The organism is Paenibacillus darwinianus (genome assembly GCF_000598065.1).
GTDB classification, from domain to species: domain Bacteria; phylum Bacillota; class Bacilli; order Paenibacillales; family Paenibacillaceae; genus Paenibacillus_I; species Paenibacillus_I darwinianus.
Genome location: NZ_KK082130.1, coordinates 26344 through 32017 on the forward strand (window position 1 = coordinate 26344; position 5674 = coordinate 32017).

General features: G+C 59.1%; 4 protein-coding genes and 3 pseudogenes. 2 read left to right on the top strand and 5 right to left on the bottom strand.

What is annotated here, in order from left to right; genetic code table 11:
- Both BG52_RS15855 and BG52_RS15860 read right to left on the bottom strand, forming a co-directional pair.
- Positions 1–504: pseudogene (locus BG52_RS15855) on the bottom strand (DNA-binding response regulator); the annotation flags it as partial.
- Positions 505–568: 64 nt separating this feature from the next.
- Positions 569–745 carry a hypothetical protein gene (locus tag BG52_RS15860; RefSeq protein ID WP_190287438.1) on the bottom strand — a complete coding sequence of 59 codons (177 nt, stop codon included), beginning with the start codon at positions 743–745 and terminating at the stop codon, positions 569–571.
- A gap of 223 nt (positions 746–968) precedes the next feature.
- Between BG52_RS15860 and BG52_RS01830 the strand changes: the two are divergent.
- A pseudogene (locus BG52_RS01830) lies at positions 969–1856 on the top strand (NAD(P)-dependent oxidoreductase); the annotation flags it as partial.
- A 111-nt stretch (positions 1857–1967) separates the two neighbouring features.
- Positions 1968–2300, top strand: a pseudogene (locus BG52_RS16325) (PilZ domain-containing protein); the annotation flags it as partial.
- Positions 2301–2424: 124 nt separating this feature from the next.
- On the opposite strand, the gene ppnP reads toward BG52_RS16325, so the two are convergent.
- The 3 genes from ppnP to purU all read right to left on the bottom strand — a co-directional run.
- On the bottom strand, positions 2425–2742 hold the full coding sequence (gene ppnP / locus BG52_RS01835) for a pyrimidine/purine nucleoside phosphorylase (protein ID WP_036580221.1): 318 nt from the start codon (positions 2740–2742) through the stop codon (positions 2425–2427).
- Between the two features lie 64 nt (positions 2743–2806).
- Positions 2807–4825, bottom strand: coding sequence for a transketolase (tkt, locus tag BG52_RS01840; RefSeq protein ID WP_036666740.1), 2019 nt, complete (start codon positions 4823–4825; stop codon positions 2807–2809).
- A gap of 248 nt (positions 4826–5073) precedes the next feature.
- The coding region (gene purU, locus BG52_RS01845) for a formyltetrahydrofolate deformylase (RefSeq protein WP_036666768.1) at positions 5074–5674 on the bottom strand (601 nt) is incomplete at its 5' end.

Here is a 5674-nt window from a genome sequence, read left to right on the forward strand (position 1 = left end):
GTTCGTCCCGAGCATGAGCCTGTAGTCAAGCGCCGACACTGCGGACCGGTAAGCGTGACGCAGCTCCTGCAGGTTCGCCACCGGGCGGCCTATGCCGACCGTCACGGTGAAACGCAGATAGGTCTCGACAGAATGGCGGATGTCCTCGGCCATCTGCTGCGCCTTGTCATTCAGGATACGGCCCTCTTCTCCGGACAATATGCATACAATCTTCTCTTCCCTGGTGCGGAACACGGCCGCCCCCGGCTCGCGCCCGGCGATCTCCTGCACAATATTATAGACAGCGAACCGCAGCAGCTCGCGGTCTCCCTCCAGCTGCCTGTCCCCGAAGTGGTCGGCATCCGCCGCGAATACGAGGTAATCGGAACCGTTCAACGGCAGCATGAAATAAGCGATCCGCTCCTTCATCTCACGCGCGCTGACGTCGGTGCTGACCATCCTCTCCAGGAACCGTTCCCGGAGCACCGGCATACTCTCATGCAGCTGCCTCCTGAGCAGCTCCATATCCTCCCTCCGGGACTTTTCGTCGTCCAGTTCGGCACGTATTTTGTCCAGTACTGCCGTCAATTCACGAGCTGTAACCGGTTTCAAAATAAAATCGTTTACTTTCAGCTTTACGGCCTGCTCCGGTACCGCCCCGCAGCTGGTCATGCGCATTTTTGACCGCGCTGGCCAAATAGTCGACCTCATGCTGTCCTACGAACGTTAACGCTTTGCTGTAATCGAATGATACGGTTTTGGACATCGTAACTCTCCTCCAACTCGATAATTGATAGTGTGCGAACGAACAAACCCGTGCGCTGCAGCCTAACCATTACAATAATGGATTTCCCGCGTGAACACAAGAAAAGCATATTTCGACACAGCCCCCGCCGCCCGATGCGGCAGCCATCCTGAATGTGGTAAAATCGTGAGAGAACGAGCACGAGTCATTCCCACCATTTTACGATAAGGAAGGTGCCGGCAATATGACGAAAACCATTGCATTCATCGGGCTCGGTACAATGGGTGCGCCCATGGCCGCCAATCTGCTCCGCAAAGGCTATCCGGTCGTCGTATACAACCGGACTGCCGGCCGCGCTGACGAGCTGTTGGCCCTCGGCGCCCAGGAGGCCGATTCGCCTTTCGCGGCGGCCAAGGAATCGGACGTCGTCATCACGATGATCAGCAACGATGCGGCTGTGGAGGATGTATACTACGGCGAAGCCGGCATTCTCGACGGCCTTAAGCCCGGAATGACCGTCATCGATTCCAGCACGATCTCTCCGCCGCTGGCCATCCGGCTCGCACGGGATGTCGGAGAACGGTTCGCCGATTTCCTGGATGCGCCGGTGACCGGCAGCAAGCCGGCAGCCATCGACGGCACGCTCGTCTTCATGGCAGGGGGCAGCTCCGAGGTCATTGCCGACAATCAAGAACTGCTGCTCACCATGGGCCGCGAGGTCATCCCCATGGGTGAGAACGGGAGCGGCGCGCTGGCGAAGCTGGCGCACAATACGATCGTCGGCATCAACGCGGCCGGCCTGATCGAAGGCATGGCGCTCGCCGCCAAAGGCGGCATCGACGCACGCTCCTTCCTTCGCCTCGTGCAATCGGGCGGCGCGGCAAGCAAGCAGGGGGATTTGAAGGGCCGCAAAATCATCGACCGCGACTACAGCGTCCAATTCTCGCTGGAGCTGATGCTGAAGGACCTGCGCTTGTCATCGGTGCTGTCGGACGGGCTCGGCATGTCGACGCCGATGCTGGAAGCGGCCAAAAGCCTGTTCCAGATCGGCCAGGCCGCCGGCCTTGGCGACATGGATCTTGCGGCGCTCGCCAACGTCTATGAAACCTGGATCGGCCGTCCCATCGGAGGAAGCGGAGGAGAAACGACTGCCGCCGCCGAGCGTCCGTATGCAACCGGCGGATCGGCGCATCACGGACTTGAAACCGCCCTGTCCGGCGAAGGTGCGGGCGAGCGAAGACGAAGCGCAAGGCTTGCGCTGAGCATTCCCCTGATGATGTCCATTTATCAATGGCAGCAGGAAGGCGCATTTTCCGGCCAATCCGTGCAAGGTTATCTCTGCGACCTGTCCGACAACGGCCTGCAGGTCGCTTCGGAATTTCCGCTCGGGCTCGACATGTTCGTCGTGCTCCATTTCGAAGAGCAATCCGCGCTGCCGCCGATGATCGCGCGCATCATCCGGATCGAAGCGCACGGCGACGCGTTCCATTACGGCTGCATGCTGTCGGCGCTGCCGCCTTATCAGCGGATCCAGCTCGAGGAATACATCGAGAACAAGCTGCGGCAGGCCCGCTAAGAGTAAGGACGCCCACCGTCCCTTAAACGTCCGCGAAGGCTGTCCGTCCCGCCCATCGGCGGTATCGGACAGCCTTCGCTGTTGTCGGTCTCTTGCTTTCCGGGTTTCCGGGTACCGGGGATCGTTATTCCGTGATGTACGAGCAGCAGTAGTCGGTTACGACCGCTACCTGGAGCTTGAATTTCGCGTTGCCCGGCACCGTAAATTCGCCTTTGCCCTGGATATGCGTCCACTCGGACTCACCTGGCAGCAGAACCTTCAGGTCGCCTGCCAGAATCTCCATGATTTCCTTCGCGTCCGTGCCGAATTCATAGTCGCCAGGCAGCATGATGCCGAGTGTTTTCTTGGTGCCGTCGGCGAAAAGAACCGTGCGGCTCGTTACTTTTCCGTCGAAATATACGTTCGCCTGCTTCACGAGGGTGACGCTCTCGAATTGAGACATGATAATCGTTAATCTCCTTTATAAAGGACCGCGGCCACGCCGCGGTCCTGTTTATGATATGGAATTACAGCAGCGCTTTGACCTTGCTGATCACGTTCTCGACCGTAAACCCGTATTCCTTAATAACGCGGTCGCCCGGCGCGGAAGCACCGAAGATGTCAATGCCGAGCACGGCGCCTTTGTCGCCGACATAACGATCCCATCCGAACGGGTGGGCCATCTCGATGGCAAGACGGGCCTTGACGTCAGGCAGAATGACGGAATCCTTGTATGCCTGGTCCTGCTTGTCGAACAAATCCCAGCTCGGCATGCTGACGACGCGAACCGCGATTCCCTGTTCAGCCAGCGCTTTCTGAGCCGCTACGGCCAGTTGCACCTCGGAGCCGGTCGCCAGAATTTGCGCCACGGCGTTGCCGCCCTTGGCGTCAGAAATAACATAAGCGCCGCGTTCGATGCCTGCGCGCGCGTTCTCCGCCGTACCGGCCAGAATCGGCAAGTTCTGGCGGGTCAGGACGAGCGCCACCGGGTTATCCTTGTTGGCGACCGCATAGCGCCATGCCGCCGCCGTCTCGTTTGCATCGGCGGGACGGAGGACCGTCAGGCCCGGAATGATCCGGATCGAAGCCAGCTGCTCGATTGGCTCGTGCGTCGGGCCGTCTTCGCCGACCGCGATGCTGTCATGTGTCAGTACGTAGATGACCGGCAGCTTCATCAAGGAAGCGAGACGAACGGCCGGACGGAGGTAGTCGGTGAATACGAAGAACGTGCCGCCGTACACCTTCAGGCCGCCGTGCAGCATAATGCCGTTCATCGCTGCCGCCATACCGAATTCACGTACGCCGAAATAAATGTTGCGGCCGGCATAGTTATCGGCTTTATAGACAGGAAGCCCCTTCAGATGCGTCATCGTGGAGCTCTCAAGGTCGGCGGAACCGCCGACGAGATTCGGTACGTTTTTCGCAAGACCGTTCAATGCTTCGCCGGAAGCGACGCGCGTGGACAAAGCCTTGCCGTCCGTCTCGTATACCGGCAGGTCGCGGTCCCAGCCTTCCGGAAGCTCGCCGTTCACGGCCGTTTCGAACTGGGCGCCGAGCTCGGGGTTCGCCGCTTTATAGGACGCGACAAGCTTGTTCCATTCCGCGTTCGCCTGCTCGCCTCTTGATTTTACGTCCGCGAAATGCGTGCGCACCTCGTCCGGAACGTGGAACTGGGCGTCGTCCTGCCAGCCGTAGGCCTGCTTCGTCAGCCTGGTCTCGTCCGCTCCGAGCGGCGAGCCGTGCGGACCGGCATGGCCGCCTTTGCCGCCTTTGTTCGGGCTGCCGTAGCCGATTACCGTCTTCACTTCGATCAGGGTCGGCTTGCCCGTCTCGGCCTGCGCCTCCGCAATCGCCTTGGCAAGCGCCTCGAGATCGTTGCCGTCTTGGACGAGCAGCGTTTGCCAGCCGTACGCCTGGAAGCGCTGCTGCACGTTCTCGGAGAACGACAGGTTCAGCTCGCCGTCCAGCGAGATATCGTTCGAATCATAAAGCACAACGAGCTTGCCGAGCTTCAGATGGCCGGCGAGCGAAGCCGCTTCGCTCGAGAGACCCTCGGACAAATCGCCGTCGCCGCAAATCGAATACGTATAATGATCGATTACGTTAAAGCCGTCTTTGTTATAGGTAGCCGCGAGTTGGGCTTCCGCCATCGCCATGCCGACCGCCATTGCGATCCCCTGTCCTAGCGGTCCCGTTGTGGCGTCTACGCCGGCCGTATGGCCGAATTCCGGATGGCCCGGGGTTTTGGAGCCCCATTGGCGGAACTGCTGGAGCTCTTCCATCGGCAGATCGTAGCCCGACAGGTGAAGCAGGCTGTACAACAGCATGGAGCCGTGTCCCGCGGAAAGCACAAAGCGGTCGCGGTTGATCCAACCCGGATTGGACGGGTTGTGATTCATCGTTTTGGCAAAAAGCTGATATCCCATCGGAGCCGCGCCCATCGGCATGCCCGGATGTCCGGATTTCGCCTTTTCGATCGCGTCGATGGCCAGCGTGCGGACCGTATCGATCGAAAGCTGCTCGACGGACTTTTGTGAAACTGTCATTGCTTAGTTTCCTCCCATTCCTCGACTGTTAGCCGTATGCTCCGTCACGTTGTACGTACAAGTGCTTAGGCTTTTGAAATATTGTACCACTAGCCTCTGCCGTTTTCCATAGAAATAGTCCTATGCTGCAAGAAAAAGCTTCCTTATTCTGCGCATATCCGAACATTCATGAACGGCCGCAATCCAAACAACCTTATTCCGGACCGGTTCGCCGGTGATAAGGTTGTCAGTCGGATTTTCCGCCGAACTCAGTTGAATACAACCGTTTTGTTCTGATGCACGATGATCCGGTCCTCGATATGCCATTTGACGGCGCGCGCCAGCACGACGCGTTCGATCGTGCGGCCGATACGCTTCAGGTCGTTGACGTTATTCCGGTGGCTCACCCGCTGCACGTCCTGCTCGATGATCGGACCGCCGTCCAGCTCCTCGGTGACATAGTGCGCCGTGGCGCCGATGATTTTCACCCCGCGCTGATACGCTTGGGCGTACGGCTTGCCGCCGACGAAAGCCGGAAGGAACGAATGATGGATGTTGATGATCCGGTTCGGGAAATATTCGATGAACTTCGGTGTAATGATCTGCATGTAGCGGGCCAGGACGATAATATCGGCCTTGCCGGTAACCGCCTCCAGCTGCTTCCGCTCCGCCTCCGCTTTCGTGTCTGCGGTCACGGGAATGTGATGATAGGCGATGCCGAACGATTCGACAAGCGCTCTCATGTCCTCGTGATTGCTGATGACCATCGCGATCTCCGCGTCCAGATCGCCCGCCTGCCACTGCCACAGCAGCTCCAGCAGGCAGTGGTCCTCCTTGGAAACGAAAATGGCAAGCCGCTTCTTCCGGCTT

Coding starts and splice junctions, on each gene's coding strand:
- BG52_RS15860 (WP_190287438.1), bottom strand. CDS start 745: ATGTCCAAAACCGTATCATTCGATTACAGCAAAGCGTTAACGTTCGTA.
- ppnP (WP_036580221.1), bottom strand. CDS start 2,742: ATGTCTCAATTCGAGAGCGTCACCCTCGTGAAGCAGGCGAACGTATAT.
- tkt (WP_036666740.1), bottom strand. CDS start 4,825: ATGACAGTTTCACAAAAGTCCGTCGAGCAGCTTTCGATCGATACGGTC.